Genomic DNA, 15,892 nt, shown 5'->3' with positions numbered 1-15,892 from the left:
GGCGCCGCAAATATCAGTTGAAGGAATCGCCGCAGGCGCAGGAACCGGTGGCGTTCGGGTTGTCGATGGTGAAACCCTGCTTCTCGATCGTATCGACGAAGTCGATGGCGGCACCCTGCACGTAGGGGGCGCTCATCCGGTCGACGGTCAGCGTGACGCCGCCGAAATCGGCGGTCAGGTCACCGTCGAGGGTGCGGTCGTCGAAGAAGAGCTGGTAGCGCAGCCCGGCGCAACCGCCCGGCTGTACCGCGATCCGCAGCGCGAGATCGTCGCGGCCCTCCTGATCGAGCAGCGCCTTGGCCTTACTCGCGGCGGTATCGGTCAGCTTCACGCCGTGGGTTTCGGTGGCGGTCTCGTTCTGCACAGTCATGAACTCTCCTATGGACAGCGTGGTCGGTCCGTGAACAGCGCACGGTTCAGGTGTCAACACCCTCGGACGGGCTGCTATTCCCCATCTTGCCATCTCGGGCCCGGCCCGCCACAGCACCCGGGTCCGTTCGGGAATCGTATCCGGACCCGTCGCCCGTGAGGGCCGCCACGACCGGGCCGGGCGGTGACCGTTCCCACCCGGCTACCGCCCGGCTTCCGGGCCGGTCAGCCGACCGATTAGCCTGGTAACCGTGAAGTTGTTCCGACGCGGTGAGTCCAGCGGTACCGACGTACCCGCCGACAGCTCGCGGGCCGCGACCGCCACCGAGGCCGACGCGGCACCGGCGAAAGCCATCCCCACCGCCGGTAAAGGCCGGCCGACGCCGAGCCGGCGCGAAGCCGAGGGCCGCCGCCGCGGCCCCGTCGCGCCACCGCCGATGACCGCGAAGGAAGCCCGCGCCCGCCGCAAGGAGACCCGCGGCAGCAAAGCGGATCGCAAGGCCGCCGCCGCGGAACGCCGGGCCGCCGCGCAGGACCGCCGCGCCCGGATGCTCGCCGGCGAGGACAAATACCTGCTGCCACGCGACCAGGGGGAGCTCCGCGCCTATGTGCGCGATATCGTCGACGCCCGCCGCAATCTGGTCGGGTTGTTCATGCCGATGGCACTGCTGCTGATCCTGTCCATGTTCGCCGCCCCGGCATGGCAGTCCATCGTCACTCTGGCGATGCTCGTGATGATGGCGTTCATGATCGCCGAGGGTTTCCTGCTCGGCCGGATCGTGAACCGGCGGGTCCGGGAACGGTTCCCCAAGAGCACCGATACCGGTTACCGGCTGGGCTGGTACGCGTTCGTGCGTGCTTCGCAGATGCGCAAGATGCGGGCGCCGAAACCGCGCGTCGGTCCCGGCGACGCCATCTGACCGGCCGGTGTCGCACTCCGATCCCGCGGCGCGCCCGGCCGGTGGCCGGTTGCGTACGCTGGTGCTCGGTGGCGCCCGGTCGGGGAAATCCGCTTACGCCGAATCCCTGGCCGGCACGGGTTCGGTCCGCTATATCGCCACCGCGATCCCCGACCCGGCCGATACCGATTTCGCGGCCCGGATCGCCGCGCACCGCGCCCGCCGCCCCGCCGGCTGGATGGTGCTCGACGGCGCCGATCCGGCGACAGCGCTGCGTGATACCTACCCCGGGCCCACTCTCGTCGACGATATCGGCACCTGGCTCACCGCCCGCCTCGACGCCCGCGCGGCCTGGGACGCGCCCCGCGGCACGATCACCCCTGATATGGACGGCTTGGTCGAGGCCGTCGCGCAGTATGCGGGCCGATTGGTGCTGGTGACCCCGGAGGCCGGACTCGGCGTCATCCCCGCGACCCGCTCCGGCCGCCTCTTCCGCGACGAGATCGGCGCGCTGAACCAACGCCTGGCCCAAGTCTGTGACGACGCCTACTTCGTCGTCGCCGGACTGCCGATGCGCTTGAAATAAGCCCGGGCAGAACACGGTCCCGCAGCGGTACGGTCTGGGCAGGCTTCGCCCGGTGCCTTTATGTCACAGGCCCGTGTTTCCATATCGGCGTGCAGAACATGCCGCGAGCCGAGGTCTGGGCCGCAATCCATCGGGAACGGGCCGCACTGGCCGATGAACTCGCCGCGCTGACACCGGATCAGTGGGCCGCCCGGTCCTTGTGCGGGCAGTGGACGGTCGAAGAAGTCGTCGCACATCTCACTGCCGCTGCGAGTATCGGCCGGTGGCGGTGGATTCGCAGTATGGCCGGCGCGCGCTTCGATGCCGACGTGCACAATCAGCGGCGGATGCTGGAGTATCGCGGGGCAGGTCCCGACGAGACGCTGGCCCGCTTCCGGGCGGTGGCCACGAGTACAACCGCTCCTTCCGGCCATACCCCCGCGTGGCTTGGTGAGGTCGTGGTGCACGGCCAGGACATCCGCCGGCCCCTCGGGCTGTCCGGGGAGCCGGATCTCACCGCGGTCACCGAGGTCGCCCGGTTCTTCGCCGAACGCGATTTCACGGTGGCCGGTCGCACCGTGCGCGAGGGCCTGCACCTCGTCGCCACCGACGGGCCGTTCGATATCGGCACGGGCCCGGAGGTCCGGGGCAACACACTGGCGCTGGTCATGGCGCTCGCCGGCCGCACCGACTACTGCGCCGACCTGACCGGGCCGGGTGTTCCCGCGCTGCGGTCCCGGAGCGCGGTCTGACACGCTGGGCCTCGCGGTGCACGATGGCCCGCGACCGGTCCGGTGTGCCGACCGTCGGACGATCGCTGACAGGCGGGTGCCTCGCGCGGTGACCGGGACGGGCGGGCAATATTGTCGGGAGACCGGCCGCCGCTGCCGGGGCCCGGCCACGGCCCCCGGTACGGCTCCCCGGCGTGCCAGCTACCCGACCGGAAGGCTCCACCAGTGTCAGAGGGATTCGCGCCCGTTGCTCCGCCGGATGCCGGTGCCCGCGCGGCGGCCGAGCAGCGGCAGGCGTCGCTGACCAAACCGCCGGGGTCGCTGGGGCGGCTGGAGGAACTCGGCAACTGGGTCGCCGCCTGCCAGGGGGTGTGCCCGCCGCGGCAGTTCGAGCGGGCCCGGGTGGTGGTGTTCGCGGGTGATCACGGTGTGGCCGCGCACGGTGTCTCGGCGTTTCCCACCGAGGTCACCGCCCAGATGGTGGCCAATTTCCAGGCGGGCGGGGCGGCGGTCAACGCGCTGGCCCGGGTGGCCGATGCCGGCGTGCGGGTGGTGGATATCGCGGTCGCGAGCGAGACCGACCCGGCGGTCAGCGCGCACAAGGTCCGCCGGTCCAGCGGCGCCATCGATCGGGCGGATGCGCTGACCACCGCGGAGGTCACGGCCGCGCTCGCCGCGGGCCGGGCCATCGCGGACGAGGAGATCGATGCGGGCGCCGATCTGCTGGTCGCCGGCGATATGGGGATCGGCAATACGACACCCGCCACGGTGCTGATCGCGACCCTCACCGGTAGCGAACCGGTGCAGGCGGTCGGGCGTGGTACCGGCGTCGACGATCACGGCTGGATGCGCAAGGTCGCGGCTGTCCGCGACGCCATGTGGCGGGCCCGGCCGGTCGCTCGGGACGGGATCGAATTGCTGCGGGTGGCCGGCGGCGCCGATATCGCGGCGATGACCGGTTTCCTCGCCCAGGCGGCGGCCCGCCGCACGCCGGTCCTGCTCGACGGGGTGATCGTGACGGCCGCGGCCCTGGTGGCCGAGGATCTCGCGGACGGAGCGTCGGCCTGGTGGGTGGCCGCGCACCGCTCCACCGAACCCGCGCATACCGCCGCGCTGACGAAACTGAAGCTCGACCCGATCCTCGGCCTCGATATGCGGCTCGGCGAGGGGTCCGGCGCGCTCACCGCGCTGCCCGTGTTACGGGCGGCCGTGGCAGTGCTCGCCGAGATGGCAACCTTCGCCGACGCCGGCGTCAGCACGGCCGGCGCGCCCACCGGACCGGCCGATACCCCCGCCGGCGCAGCCGGCACCGCCGCCATCGATATGCGGAAGTGACGGCACCTCGCACGGAGGCCGGGCCGTGCTGAGTCTCCGGCTCACCTTCTCCTGGCTCACCGTGCTACCCGTCCGCGGCCCGGACGAGGTCGACCGCCGCGCGGCCGCCCGCGCCCTCGCACTGGCACCGGTCGCCGGACTGGCACTCGGGCTCGCAGCGGCGGCCGTGCTGTGGCTACTGGAACCGGCGGGTGCCGCGGCCGGATTCGCCGCGGTCGCGGTATTGGCGCTGCTGACGCGGGGAATGCATCTGGACGGCCTGGCCGATACTTTCGACGGCCTCGGTGTGTACGGTCCGCCGGAGCGCGCGCGGGAGGTCATGAAGAGCGGCGGCGCCGGACCGTTCGGCGTGGCCGCCATCGTGATGACCGCCGGTATCCAGGCCGGTGCGTTCACCGCTCTCGCCGGTTCCGGGAACTGGTATGCGGTGGTCCTGGCAGTAGCGCTGGGCCGGGTCGCGGTGGTGGCCGCCTGCCGCCGCGGTATCCAACCCGCGCCCGATACCCGGTTCGGCGCGCTGGTCGCCGGAACGCAGTCCCGGGCCACGGTCGCGGTGTGGGGTGTCGTGGCCGCGGCAGCGGCGGTTCTCGCGGTACCCGGCCTCGCCTGGGCCGGCCCGCTGGTCGCGGTGTTCGCGCTGCTGGTGGCCGTGCGGCTGGCCGATCACGGGGTACGCCGGATCGGTGGATTGTCCGGCGACCTGCTCGGCGCCGCCGTAGAACTCACCACAGCGTTGATCGCACTCGGGTTCGCCGTCGCTGTGAACGCTACCTGAACGTGACCACGCCTCCCGAAAAGAATGGACTGGCGAGACCGCTGCGATTCGAACGCGGCGATGGCTGACCGGTTCGTTTCCCGTATCGCTCCGGCGCGCCGGATCCTCGGTGCGGGGTGGCCCAGACACGTTGCACACCACAACGCCGAGACGTCCTGATGTCACCCCGCCTCAATATTGCGAACGCAGCGTCTCACCGCTGCGCCACTGCCCATAAGGTGGGAGGTATGTCAGCCGAGCGCCTCTACTTCCGTCAACTGCTGGCCGGCCGGGATTTCGCCGTGGGCGACCCGATCGCCACCCAGATGCGTAATTTCGCCTATCTGATCGGTGACCGGGACACCGGTGAATGCGTCGTCGTGGACCCGGCCTACGCCGCGGGCGATCTGGCCGGTATCGCCGAGAACGACGGGCTGAAACTGTCCGGGGTACTGGTCACCCACCATCACCCCGACCATATCGGCGGCTCGATGATGGGTTTCACGCTGCGCGGCGTGAAGGAGCTGCTCGAAGAGGCCACCGTCCCGATTCATGTGAACGACGAGGAGAAATCCTGGGTGGCGAATGTCACCGGGATCGCGCCCAGCGAACTGACCGGACACGGGCACGGCGACAAATTGAGTGTCGGCGTCTTCGATATCGAATTCCTGCACACCCCCGGGCATACGCCCGGTAGCCAATGCTTCCTCGTGGACGACAAACTCATCGCCGGGGACACCCTGTTCATCGACGGCTGCGGTCGCACCGATTTCCCGGGCGGCGATTCCGCGGCCATGTTCGCCAGCCTGCGGTCGCTGGCGGATATGCCGATCAATCCGGAGGTGTATCCGGGTCACTGGTATTCCGCGGACCCGCATGCCTCGCTGGACTCCATCCGCGACAACAACTACGTGCTGCGCCCGCGGTCATTGGCCGAATGGCACGCTCTCATGCCGGGCTGACCCGCCCTCCGGGTACCGGACACCCACCGGTACCCGGTGTGCACGGGAGGTAACGAGCGGTCAGAGCACCCGCATCCACTGGTGCACATCGGCGAACGTACCGCGCTGGATTCCGGTGAGGGTCTCGCGCAGCGCCATGGTCACCTCGCCGGGTTCGCCGCCGCCGATCACGAATTCGCCGTCCGGCCCGCACACCGAGCCGACCGGTGTGATCACGGCCGCGGTACCGCAGGCGAAAACCTCGGTGATCTGCCCGGATTCCGCGCCCGCGCGCCAATCCTCCACCGAAATCTTGCGTTCGGTGACCGGGTAACCGGAATCGGCGGCCAGGGTGAGCAGCGAATCGCGGGTGATGCCCGGCAGCAGCGACCCGGACAGTTCGGGGGTCACCAGCCGGGCGTCGGCGCCGGAGCCGTACACGAAGAACAGGTTGTTGGTCCCCATCTCCTCGACGTAGCGGCGTTCGACGGCATCCAGCCACACCACCTGATCACACCCCTTGGCCGTGGCCTCGGCCTGGGCGAGCAGCGAGGCCGCGTAGTTCCCGGCGACCTTCGCCTCACCGGTACCGCCGGGTGCCGCGCGCACGTATTCGGTGGACAGCCACACCCGCACCGGCTTCACGCCGCGCGGGAAGTAGGCCCCGGCGGGCGAGCCCAGCACCAGATACTTGTACGCGGAGGCGGGTTTCACGCCCAGACCCGATTCGGTGGCGAACATGAACGGCCGCAGGTACAGCGATTCCTCGCCGCCGGCGGCGGGCACCCAGGCCGAATCGACCTCGAGCAGCTGGCGCACCGATTCGATGAACAGTTCCTCGGGTAGTTCGGCCATCGCCATCCGGCGCGCGGAACGGCGGAACCGGGCCGCGTTCGCGTCGATCCGGAAACACGCGACCTGCCCGTCCGGCTGCCGGTAGGCCTTGAGACCTTCGAAGATGGCCTGCCCGTAGTGGAAGACCATGGTCGCCGGGTCGAGGGTGAGCGAACCGTAGGGTTCGACGACGGCGTTGGTCCAGCCGTCGGCCTCGGTGTAGTCGATGGTGACCATATGGTCGGTGAAGAACCGGCCGAAACCGGGTGCCGCCAGAATCTCCTGTACCCGCTGCGCCGGGGTGGGCGCAGGATGAGGGATACGGGCGAACTGTGCAGCAGCGGTCATGACCAGCAGTCTATGTCCTGCGGTCGGGCAGAATACGCGGTGGTCGGTTCTCCGGCATCCCGGGACGCGGTTTCGCCCCGCTACCCGGCCCGGATCAGCTGGTGCGCGGTTTCACGAACGGCGGCCGCACCACGGTGCAGCGCAAGGCCCGCCCGCGCACATCGACCTCCACCTCACTCCCCGGCGTGATCGCCGGGTCGAGCAGGGCCAGGGCGATCCCGATCTGCCTGGTCGGTGAGAAGGTTCCCGAGGTGGTCACGCCGGCCTCGCGGCCGTCGTGGCGCACGGTCTGGTTCTCCCGCGGGATCCCGCGGTCGAGCGCCTCGAGGCCGAGCAGGATGCGCCGCGCACCGGCCGCGCGTTCGGCCTCCAGCGCCGCCTTCCCCCAGAAATCCGGCTTCGCCCAGCCGACCGCCCACGACGCCCGGGCCTGGACGGGCGTGATCTCGGTGGAGAGCTCGTGCCCGTGCAGCGGATAGCCCATCTCGGTGCGCAAGGTATCGCGTGCGCCCAGCCCGGCCACCGCGCCCCCGGCGGCCCGCACCTGCTCGACCAGGGCCCGGAACAGTTCCTCGGCCCCGGCCCAGCGGGGCAGCAGTTCGTATCCGTGTTCGCCGGTGTAGCCGGTCCGGCAGACCCGGACGGGCTGTCCGCGCCAGTCGGCATCGGTGAACGCCATATACGACAGGTCCGTGGGAAGTCCCAGCGCGTCGAGGACCTGTGTCGATTGCGGTCCCTGCACCGCGAACACCGCGTAGTCGCGGTGCTCGTCGGTCACGGTGATCGCCGGCGGTGCGGCGGCCGCCAGCAGCTCCACCACCGTGGCGGTGTTCGCGGCATTCGGCACCAGGAAGATCTCGTCGTCGCGAACGAAGTAGGCGATCAGATCGTCGACCACTCCCCCGTCGGCGGTGCAGCACAGGGTGTACTGGGCCTTACCCGGGCCGATGCGGCCCAGATCGTTGGTCAGCGCGGAGTTCACGAATTCCGCCGCCCCCGCCCCGCGTACCGTCGCCTTGCCGAGATGGCTCACATCGAACAGCCCCACCGATTCCCGGACCGCGGTGTGCTCGGCCACGGTGCCCGCATAGGAGACCGGCATCTCCCAGCCGCCGAACGGCGCGAATTTCGCCCCGAGTTCGACGTGAACTCCATGGACAGGTCCCTGTTTCAGCCCGGCGTCACTCACCCGGCGAGCTTATCCCGGGCCCGGGCGACCCCGGCAGGCCCCGCGCCGACCCTCAGGCCTCGAACCACATCGGGATCAGCGTCGGGCCGTCTTCCGGCAGGGTGAGGGTTTCGCCGATACGCACGAACCCCTCCCGCGCGTACAGGCGCGACGACCGCTCGGTGCTGGCCTCCAGATAGGCCGGCATCCCCGCGGCGGCCAGCGCCCGGGTGCGGTTGCGGAGGATCGCCGCGCCGGCGCCGCGCCCCCGGAACTCCGCGACGGTGACGATCAACTCCAGATAGCGGTGCGGAAACCGCCGCGGATGCTCTTTGGCCAGCAGATCGGTCACATAAGCGGAGCGCTGCAGGGGGCGCACATCCGGCGCCCGCTCGGCATATTCGCGGGCGATGGTGGCCTCGGCGATCAAGCGGTCGACCGAATCGACGGCCTGCCAGATCGAGACGGCCCAGATCTCGTCCCCGGCGCCCGCCACCCAGATCTCGTCGCCGTCGAGCCCGCGTTCGACGATCTCCGGCAGGTAGATATCGAGGAACTGGTCCATCGGGTGATCGCGCATGATCCACTCCGTCACCGCCTCGTCCGGGGTCGCTGCCCGGAGCGCGGTCATCAATGCGTCGAAATCGCTCTTGCCCGCACGCCGCACAACCAGTTCCGTACCCACGTCGCCTCCTTGTGAATGGTGTTCCTGTAAGCGAACTTATGCGGCTGACCACTGGACAACCACTATTTCGTCACGGTATTTCGTGTGTTGAAATCGAATCCGTGACCCACTGTGTGCGCTGCGGCGACCAGCTACGGCAACCCGCCCGGGGCCGGCGCCGGATCTATTGCTCCCGTTCCTGCCAGGCCCGCGCCTACCGCGCCCGGCAGACCGCGGCCCCGGTACGCGGACGCCCGGCGCCGCGCCGGCTGTCGGCGATCGTGATCACCCGGGCCGCTGTGGATCTCGCCGACCGCACCGGCCTCGACGGCCTCACCATGCGCCGGCTGGCCGGGGAACTGGGGGTGGCCACCGCGGCGCTCTACCGGTATTTCGGCGATCGCGAACAGTTGCTCGCCGCCATGGTCGATCTGGTTGTCGACGCTCCCCCGCCACCGCCGCGCGAGCTGTCCGGGTGGCGGGCGCGCCTGCGTTACGAAGCGCAGCGGGAATGGCAGCTCTACCGCAAGCACCCGTGGGTGCTGCCGGTGCTGTCGCGGGTACGGCCACCGCTCGGCCCCGGATTGCTGGACACCCTGGAACGCGCGCTGTCCGCCTTCGGCGAAGTGGACCTGCCGCGCACCGAGCTGATGTCGGCCTATCTGAGCTATTCGGCGCTGGTACAGGGGCTCGCCCTGCTGTGGAGCTCGGAGCGCGCCGACCGGTTCGGCGGGGCGGACGATCCGGCGGCGGCTCCGCCGGGCCTGGCCGACCTCATCGACGCGACCGCGCGGCCCACGCTGTACCGGGTCTTCGATCCGCACGCCGTGCCGCCGCCGGAACTCGACTTCGACGCGCTGCTCTCCTACGGCGTGGACATGCTTCTCGACGGTGTCGCGGTACGGCAGCGGACCACCACCGAATAGCCTGAAAGCCATGACAGCTGTCGCAGATCGTCCGCTCGGACCGGAATTGGCACGTACCCAGACCATCGAGCCCGGCACCGACGTCCTCGTCGTCGGTGTGGCCACCACCGACGACGGGCCCGTCCTGGTGCCCGAGGACCTCTTCGGCGATGTGCTCGACGCCGACCTGCGCACCCGGCTGCTCGATCAGGTGACCGCGGTCGGCGGCACCGGTAAGGCCGAACAGCTGATCCGGGTGCCCGCACCGGCCGGGCTGGACAACGTCACCAGCGTGCTGGCCGTCGGACTGGGCAGCGCCGAAGATCTCGACGCCGAGCAGATCCGCCGCAGCGCGGGTGTCGCCGCCCGCTCGCTGACCGGGGTCACGCGGGCCGTCACCACCCTGTCCGGCCTCGATATCGGCGCGGCCGTGGAGGGTTTCTACCTCGGCGCCTACTCCTTCACCCCGTTCCGGTCCGCGAAATCCGCGCCGAAACCGGAGGCCGCGCCACTGGCCCGGCTGGAACTCCTCGTTCCCGAACCCGAATTCGGCGGTGACGCGCTGCTGCGCGCGCAGCTGACGGCCGAGGCCGTGGCCACCGCACGCGATTTCGTGAACACCCCGCCCAGCCACCTCTTCCCGGCCGAATTCGCGCGCCGCGCCGAACTGCTCGCCGAGGGCGCCGGGCTCGAGGTCGAAATCCTCGACGAGAAAGCGCTGGAGGCCGGCGGTTACGGCGGTGTCGTGGGCGTCGGCAAGGGATCCTCGCGGCCGCCGCGCCTGGTGCGGCTCACCTACCGGGGCGGCGACAAGAAGGTCGCGCTGGTGGGCAAGGGCATCACCTTCGACACCGGCGGTATCTCCATCAAACCGGCCGCGAATATGGAGAACATGACCTCGGATATGGCCGGGGCGGCGGCGGTGGTGGCGACGACCCTGCTGGCGGCACGGCTCAGCCTGCCGGTCACCGTGATCGCGACCGTGCCGATGGCCGAGAACATGCCGTCGGATACCGCGCAGCGTCCCGGCGATGTGCTCACCCAATACGGCGGCACCACGATCGAGGTCACCAATACCGACGCCGAGGGCCGGCTCATCCTGGCCGACGCCATGGTTCGCGCCGGTGAGGACGAGCCGCAGTACCTGATCGACGTCGCCACGCTCACCGGCGCGCAGATGGTCGCGCTGGGCACCCGCACCCCGGGCGTGATGGGCACCGACGATTTCCGCGACCGCGTCGCCCGCATCTCCCGTGAGGTGGGCGAGCACGGCTGGCCGATGCCGCTGCCCAAGGAATTGCGCGCCGACCTCGATTCGAAGGTCGCCGATATGGTGAACGCGACCTCGCACCGCTGGGGCGGCATGCTGGTGGCCGGCACCTACCTGAAGGAATTCGTGCCCGAGGGCGTGCAGTGGGCGCATATCGATATCGCGGGCCCGGCGTACAACACCGGCGGGCCGTTCGGCTATATCGGCAAGGGCGGTACCGGTGTCCCGGTCCGCACGCTCATCGCGGTACTCGAGGATATCGCCGCCGAATAGGTCGAAGGCCCAGCCGGGCAGGTAACGAGCCACATCCGGCGCCGTCCGCGGGCGGCGCCGGATACCGCACCGATCCGCCGCCCGGCCGGATCCGGCGCCCAGGCGCGACTCACCCGCTGGGATGACCGGCTACCGAGTTGCCACAGCTTTCCGCCGGCGCCGACGACAGTTTCCGACCACAACGCGCGATCGGAGCATCGACCGCCCTGGGACGCCACAGCGGCGACCGATACCGGGTGGGCGCAGTGGCCGTTCGCCGGCGGTCGCGCGGATCAATCCTCGCCGAGTTCGCGTTCGATCGCGTGTTTGCGTTCGATCCGGCGGCGGGCATCGTAGTCGCGCATTCGTTGCGGGTAACCGGTCTTGCCGACGTCGTACACCGGGATACCCAGATCGCGGGCGAGTCGCCGGGCGCCGCGTTCGCCGACGATCCGCCGGGTCCACTCCCCATCCGCGGCTACCAGCACGACGGTGACATCGGTCACAGTTGTCTTCGGTTCGACGAAACCCTCTACTCCGGTATGTGTGCGCACCCAGTCCGCCAGGTACGCGGCTTCGGGCGAACGGCCACGGGAAACACGGCCACGCCCAGGTGCGACGCGACGGAAACGATCGAGTAAGCCCATGCGGCCGACCTCCTGCTGGCTACCGAACCCGCCGTACAGGGCGGTGATTCCATGGTGCCGGAGAGCAGAATGGGATGCCCTCCGGTAACCGCGCGCGGTGGCGGGTGCAAGGATGGTTCCCGGAACAACAACCACACGGATCTCCGGCGCCGCGCAGAATGAACGTCGGCTGGAACACTGTCGCGACCCGCGACGGGATCCACCGGAACGAACTGTTGTAGACCCGTCGAGCAGTTAGAGGAGTCAACGGACATGGCCTTCTCCGTCCAGATGCCCGCTCTTGGTGAGAGCGTTACCGAGGGAACGGTGACACGGTGGCTGAAACAGGAAGGAGACACGGTCGAGGTCGACGAGCCGCTGCTCGAGGTCTCCACCGATAAGGTCGACACCGAGATCCCGTCCCCCGCGGCGGGTGTGTTGACGAAGATCGTCGCGCAGGAAGACGACGTCGTCGAGGTGGGCGGCGAACTGGGTGTTATCGGTGAGGCCGGCGAATCCGCCGCCCCGGCGCCGGCTCCGGAACCGGCTGCCGCCGAACCCGAGCCGGCCCCCGCGCCCGCGCAGGAAGCCGCGCCCGCACCGGAGCCCGCACCTGCCGCGCAGCCCGCGGCGGCGTCCGGCCCGGCCTCCGGGACCCCGGTGAAGATGCCGGAACTCGGCGAATCGGTTACCGAGGGCACCGTGACCCGGTGGCTCAAGGCGATCGGTGACGAGGTCGCGGTCGACGAACCGCTGCTCGAGGTCTCCACCGACAAGGTCGATACCGAGATCCCCTCCCCGGTCGCGGGCACGCTGCTCGAGATCACCGCGAACGAAGACGATGTGGTGGAGGTCGGCGGTCAGCTCGGCGTGATCGGCTCCGGTGCACCCGCCGCGAGCTCTGCCCCCGAGCCCGCTCCCGCACCGGCCCCGGCGCCCGAGCCCGCTCCAGCTCCCGAACCTGCTCCGGCACCCGAACCTGCTCCGGCACCGGCCGCCGCTGCCCCGGCGCCTGCTCCTGCCCCGGAGCCCGCGCCTGCTCCCGCGGCGCAGGCTCCCGCTTCGTCCGGTAACGGCGCCACCCCCTACGTGACCCCGCTGGTCCGCAGACTCGCCGAGGAGAACGGCGTCGACCTGTCCACCGTCACCGGTTCCGGTGTCGGCGGGCGGATCCGCAAGCAGGATGTGCTCGCCGCCGCGGAGGCCAAGAAGGCACCCGCTGCCCCGGCCGCGGCTCCGGCCGCCGCCCCTGCGGCGAAGGCTCCGGCCGCGCCCGCGCCCAGTCCCGCGCTGGCGGCGCTGCGCGGGACCACGCAGAAGGCCAACCGGATCCGGCAGATCACCGCGACCAAGACCCTGGAATCGCTGCAGACCACCGCGCAGCTCACCCAGGTGCACGAGGCCGATGTCACCAAGATCGCGACCCTGCGGGCGAAGGCCAAGGCCGAGTTCGCCAAGCGCGAGGGCGTGAACCTGACCTTCCTGCCGTTCTTCGCCAAGGCCGTGGTGGAGGCGCTCGGGGCGCACCCGAACATCAACGCCAGCTACGACGCGAACACCAAGGAGATCACCTACCACGCGTCGGTGCATCTGGGGATCGCCGTGGACACCGAGCAGGGCCTGCTCTCGCCGGTGATCCACAATGCCAGCGATCTCTCGCTGGCCGGGCTGGCGCGCGCTATCGCCGATATCGCCAACCGGGCCCGCACCGGCGGCCTGAAGCCGGACGAATTGGCCGGTGGCACCTTCACCATCACCAATATCGGCAGCCAGGGCGCCCTGTTCGACACCCCGATCCTGGTGCCGCCGCAGTCGGCGATGCTCGGGACCGGTGCCATCGTCAAGCGGCCCACCGTGGTCACCGACGATTCCGGTAGCGAATTCATCGGCGTCCGCTCGATGTGCTACCTGCCGCTGACCTACGATCACCGCCTGATCGACGGCGCGGATGCCGGACGGTTCCTCACCACCATCCGGCACCGCCTCGAAGAGGCGGCGTTCGAGGCCGATCTCGGCCTGTAAGGTCACGAAGATGCTGGTTGTGGTGGCCGGTTCGTCCGGACTGATCGGCACTGCTCTCGTCGCGGCACTGCGCCGCGACGGGGAGCAGGTGCTCCGGTTGGTCCGGCGCCCGGCCGCCGCGCCCGACGAACGCCGCTGGGATCCCGCCCGCGGCGAACTCGACCCGGCCGTTTTCGACGGTGCGGACGCGGTGGTGAACCTGTGCGGCGCCGGGATCGGCGGTAAACGCTGGTCCGGTGCGTACAAGCAGGAACTCCGCGACAGCCGGATCACCCCCACCGATGTGCTGGCGACGGCCGTCGCGCGGGCCGCGGTGCCGACGCTGGTGAACGCCAGCGGTGTGCACTACTACGGTGACACCGGCGCCCGCGCGGTCGACGAAAGCGGCGCGCCCGGTACCGGTTTCCTGCCCACCCTGTGCGTGGACTGGGAGGCGGCCACCTACGCGGCCACCGAGGCCGGCGCCCGCACGGTATTGCTGCGCAGCGGGGTCGTCCTCGCCGGCTCCGGCGGGATGCTGCCGCAGCTGAAGGCCCTGTTCCTGTTCGGTCTGGGCGGCCGGCTCGGCAGCGGCCGGCAGTATCAGCCGTGGATCTCCCTCGACGACGAGATCGGCGCGATCCGCCACGCGCTCACCACCCCGTCGGTCCGCGGCCCGCTGAACGCGGTCGGTCCCGCACCGGTCACCAATGCCGAATTCACCCGCGCCCTGGGCCGGGCCCTGCACCGGCCGACCCCACTGCTGGTCCCGGGTTTCGCCCTGAAACTGGCGGTCGGCGAATTCGCCGACGAGGCGATCCTGCACAGCCCCCGCGCACTTCCCGGCGTGCTCGAGGCGACCGGTTACGAATTCCGCCATCCCACGGTCGGCGCGGCACTCACCGCCGCGGTGGGCCGGTGAACCCCGCTACGGCCACGCTGGTTCGCGATGCGCGGATCGGTGATCTGCCCGCGATCCTGGAGATCCACAACCGGGCGATCGCCGAAACCACTGCCATCTGGGACGACGAACCCGTCGATCTGGCCGACCGGCAAGCGTGGTTCGACAACCGCACCGCCCACGGCCGGCCGATCGTGGTGGCCGAGGTCGACGGTGAGCTCGCCGGTTACGCCAGTTACGGCCCGTGGCGGCCCAAATCCGGGTACCGGCACACCGCCGAGAACTCCATCTACATCGCCGACCACTTCCAGCGGCGCGGTATCGGCGCGGCCCTGCTGGCCGAACTGATCGAGCGCGCCCGGGCCGCCGGCGATATCCACGCCATGGTCGCGGTGATCGAATCCCGCAATACCGCCTCCATCGCGCTGCACGAACGGTTCGGTTTCCGCACCGTAGGACAGCTACCCGAAGTGGGCCGCACATTCGGCCGCTGGATGGACCTGACACTGATGCAGCTCACACTCGAGATGAGCGTAACGTCGTGATCGTGAACAACACCCGTACCGCAACCCGGTCGGCACGCTACGACAGCACCCCCGTCGACGTGCGCGACCTGGGGCTCATCGAGTATCAGCCGGCCTGGGATCTGCAACGCGAACTCGCCGCCGAGCGCGCCGACGGCCGCGGCACCGACACCCTGTTGTTGCTGGAACACCCGTCGGTCTACACCGCGGGCCGCCGCACCGAGGAAGCCGACCGCCCCACCGACGGCAGCCCCGTGATCGATGTCGACCGCGGCGGCAAGATCACCTGGCACGGGCCGGGACAGCTGGTGGGCTACCCCATCATCCGGCTCGCCGAACCGATCGACGTGGTCGATTACGTCCGGCGCCTGGAACAGGCGCTGATCCAGGCGGTCACCGATCTCGGTGTGGAATGCGGGCGGGTGCCCGGACGGTCCGGCGTATGGCTTGCCGCGTCCGGTCTGCTGCCCGAACGCAAAATCGCCTCCATCGGCATCCGGGTGCAGCGCGGGGTCACCCTGCACGGGATCTCGCTGAACTGCGACCCCGACCTGGGTGCGTTCGGCGCCATCATTCCCTGCGGTATCCGGGATGTGGGTTCCACCAGCCTCAGCCAGGAACTCGGCCGGACGGTCACCGTCGCCGAGGTCCGGCCGCGGCTGGCCACAGCGATACCGGCCGCGCTCAACGGTGAGCTTCCGGTTACCGAACACGATATTCCGCAGGCCCCCACCCCGGCCGCCGCGGAGCCCGCCGCCGCCACCGCGGCATGCGATTCGAAAGGTCCCACCGCATGACCTCCGCC

The 15,892-nt window shown here is 70.2% G+C and carries 17 protein-coding genes; 12 read left to right on the top strand and 5 right to left on the bottom strand.

Features of this window, described 5'->3' with window-relative positions; genetic code table 11:
* Nucleotides 1–13 precede the first annotated feature (13 nt).
* A complete protein-coding gene (locus QH196_RS04130) occupies nucleotides 14–370 on the bottom strand; it encodes a HesB/IscA family protein (protein ID WP_062978614.1) in 357 nt (118 codons plus the stop codon).
* A 250-nt stretch (nucleotides 371–620) separates the two neighbouring features.
* Between QH196_RS04130 and QH196_RS04125 the strand changes: the two genes are divergently transcribed.
* From QH196_RS04125 to QH196_RS04100, 6 genes are all read left to right on the top strand, one after another.
* The gene (locus QH196_RS04125) at nucleotides 621–1,289 is read left to right on the top strand and encodes a DUF3043 domain-containing protein (RefSeq protein ID WP_280414398.1); all 669 of its coding nucleotides are present in this window, start codon (nucleotides 621–623) and stop codon (nucleotides 1,287–1,289) included.
* 7 nt (nucleotides 1,290–1,296) lie between these two features.
* On the top strand, nucleotides 1,297–1,854 hold the full coding sequence (locus tag QH196_RS04120) for a bifunctional adenosylcobinamide kinase/adenosylcobinamide-phosphate guanylyltransferase (RefSeq protein WP_280414397.1): 558 nt from the start codon (nucleotides 1,297–1,299) through the stop codon (nucleotides 1,852–1,854).
* 98 nt (nucleotides 1,855–1,952) lie between these two features.
* A complete protein-coding gene (locus QH196_RS04115; RefSeq protein ID WP_280414399.1) occupies nucleotides 1,953–2,585 on the top strand; it encodes a maleylpyruvate isomerase family mycothiol-dependent enzyme in 633 nt (210 codons plus the stop codon).
* Nucleotides 2,586–2,789: 204 nt separating this feature from the next.
* Nucleotides 2,790–3,899 carry a nicotinate-nucleotide--dimethylbenzimidazole phosphoribosyltransferase gene (gene cobT, locus QH196_RS04110; RefSeq protein ID WP_280414396.1) on the top strand — a complete coding sequence of 370 codons (1,110 nt, stop codon included), beginning with the start codon at nucleotides 2,790–2,792 and terminating at the stop codon, nucleotides 3,897–3,899.
* Nucleotides 3,900–3,924: 25 nt separating this feature from the next.
* A complete protein-coding gene (locus QH196_RS04105; RefSeq protein WP_280414395.1) occupies nucleotides 3,925–4,674 on the top strand; it encodes an adenosylcobinamide-GDP ribazoletransferase in 750 nt (249 codons plus the stop codon).
* Between the two features lie 227 nt (nucleotides 4,675–4,901).
* Nucleotides 4,902–5,615, top strand: a complete 714-nt coding sequence (locus tag QH196_RS04100) for an MBL fold metallo-hydrolase (protein WP_280414394.1) — start codon at nucleotides 4,902–4,904, stop codon at nucleotides 5,613–5,615.
* Between the two features lie 60 nt (nucleotides 5,616–5,675).
* On the opposite strand, the gene QH196_RS04095 is transcribed toward QH196_RS04100, so the two are convergent.
* The 3 genes from QH196_RS04095 to QH196_RS04085 form a co-directional block, all read right to left on the bottom strand.
* Nucleotides 5,676–6,776, bottom strand: coding sequence for a branched-chain amino acid aminotransferase (locus QH196_RS04095; RefSeq protein WP_280414393.1), 1,101 nt, complete (start codon nucleotides 6,774–6,776; stop codon nucleotides 5,676–5,678).
* Between the two features lie 94 nt (nucleotides 6,777–6,870).
* Nucleotides 6,871–7,965 carry a glycine cleavage system aminomethyltransferase GcvT gene (gene gcvT / locus QH196_RS04090; protein ID WP_280414392.1) on the bottom strand — a complete coding sequence of 365 codons (1,095 nt, stop codon included), beginning with the start codon at nucleotides 7,963–7,965 and terminating at the stop codon, nucleotides 6,871–6,873.
* A 52-nt stretch (nucleotides 7,966–8,017) separates the two neighbouring features.
* A complete protein-coding gene (locus tag QH196_RS04085) occupies nucleotides 8,018–8,629 on the bottom strand; it encodes a GNAT family N-acetyltransferase (protein WP_280414391.1) in 612 nt (203 codons plus the stop codon).
* A 101-nt stretch (nucleotides 8,630–8,730) separates the two neighbouring features.
* On the opposite strand from QH196_RS04085, the gene QH196_RS04080 reads away from it, so the two are divergent.
* On the top strand, nucleotides 8,731–9,534 hold the full coding sequence (locus QH196_RS04080) for a TetR/AcrR family transcriptional regulator (RefSeq protein ID WP_280414390.1): 804 nt from the start codon (nucleotides 8,731–8,733) through the stop codon (nucleotides 9,532–9,534).
* A gap of 10 nt (nucleotides 9,535–9,544) precedes the next feature.
* Nucleotides 9,545–11,056 (top strand): leucyl aminopeptidase, encoded by a 1,512-nt coding sequence (locus tag QH196_RS04075; protein ID WP_280414389.1) that lies wholly within the window; start codon nucleotides 9,545–9,547, stop codon nucleotides 11,054–11,056.
* 272 nt (nucleotides 11,057–11,328) lie between these two features.
* Here the strand turns inward: QH196_RS04075 and QH196_RS04070 are convergent, their stop codons facing one another.
* Entirely contained in the window at nucleotides 11,329–11,682 is a 354-nt protein-coding gene (locus tag QH196_RS04070) for an oxidoreductase (RefSeq protein ID WP_280414388.1), read from the bottom strand.
* Between the two features lie 252 nt (nucleotides 11,683–11,934).
* On the opposite strand from QH196_RS04070, the gene sucB reads away from it, so the two are divergent.
* Genes sucB through lipB form a run of 4 tightly spaced genes read left to right on the top strand, consistent with a single transcriptional unit; the run spans nucleotide 11,935 to nucleotide 15,884 of the window.
* Nucleotides 11,935–13,683, top strand: coding sequence for a 2-oxoglutarate dehydrogenase, E2 component, dihydrolipoamide succinyltransferase (gene sucB, locus QH196_RS04065; RefSeq protein WP_280414387.1), 1,749 nt, complete (start codon nucleotides 11,935–11,937; stop codon nucleotides 13,681–13,683).
* Nucleotides 13,684–13,693: 10 nt separating this feature from the next.
* Complete coding sequence (locus tag QH196_RS04060) at nucleotides 13,694–14,584, top strand: TIGR01777 family oxidoreductase (protein ID WP_280414386.1); 891 nt, start codon at nucleotides 13,694–13,696, stop codon at nucleotides 14,582–14,584.
* Complete coding sequence (locus QH196_RS04055; protein WP_280414385.1) at nucleotides 14,581–15,108, top strand: GNAT family N-acetyltransferase; 528 nt, start codon at nucleotides 14,581–14,583, stop codon at nucleotides 15,106–15,108. The genes QH196_RS04060 and QH196_RS04055 overlap by 4 nt, the downstream gene beginning before the upstream one ends.
* 2 nt (nucleotides 15,109–15,110) lie before the next feature.
* On the top strand, nucleotides 15,111–15,884 hold the full coding sequence (lipB, locus tag QH196_RS04050) for a lipoyl(octanoyl) transferase LipB (protein WP_280414384.1): 774 nt from the start codon (nucleotides 15,111–15,113) through the stop codon (nucleotides 15,882–15,884).
* Nucleotides 15,885–15,892: the final 8 nt, after the last annotated feature.

The sequence above is a fragment of the Nocardia carnea genome (genome assembly GCF_029868325.1).
In the GTDB taxonomy this organism is placed as follows: domain Bacteria; phylum Actinomycetota; class Actinomycetes; order Mycobacteriales; family Mycobacteriaceae; genus Nocardia; species Nocardia carnea_C.
Note: the sequence above shows the minus strand (reverse complement) of the source record. Positions and strands in the feature narration are given on the sequence as shown.